Below are 537 nucleotides of genomic sequence, written 5' to 3'. Positions count from 1 at the left end.
GAATCTGACGCAATTGACCGGATATGAACGTACCTGAAAGGCGACAACCTACGCTAAGCCACTGTAAATATTGGACTTTGACAGTACTTGACTGTAATTGAATGAATCTGACTGAAATGAGTATGGTGCCCGGGGCCGGAATCGAACCGGCACGTCCCGAAGGACGACAGATTTTAAGTCTGTTGCGTCTACCAATTTCGCCACCCGGGCTTTGGGGGCTTTTACATTTAACACCAAAGGGATGCTAAATGGAGGCGCGAGCCGGAGTCGAACCGGCCTACGTGGATTTGCAATCCAGTGCATAACCGCTTTGCTATCGCGCCTTTAAACTTGTACTAAACAAGAGCTTCAAATTCTACCATAGGATTGCAGCAATCCAGTGCACTCTTGTTAATCGGGCAGAGCCCTAAGCGCTTTGCTATCGCGCCTTTAAACTTGTACTAAACAAGAGCTTCAAATTCTACCGTAGGATTGCAGCAATCCAGTGCACTCTTGTTAATCGGGCAGAGCCCTAAGCGCTTTGCTATCGCGCCTTTA

The 537-nt window shown here is 48.0% G+C and carries 2 tRNA genes; both read right to left on the bottom strand.

Annotation, left to right across the window (positions count from 1 at the left end):
• Nucleotides 1–123 precede the first annotated feature (123 nt).
• Nucleotides 124–210 (bottom strand) — tRNA-Leu (locus A3729_RS10535).
• 39 nt (nt 211–249) lie between these two features.
• Nucleotides 250–323 (bottom strand) — tRNA-Cys (locus tag A3729_RS10530).
• Nucleotides 324–537 lie beyond the last annotated feature (214 nt).

Source organism: Oleiphilus sp. HI0043, assembly GCF_001634935.1.
The sequence above is the reverse complement of the archived record's forward strand: the minus strand, read 5'-3'. Positions and strand labels throughout refer to the sequence as shown.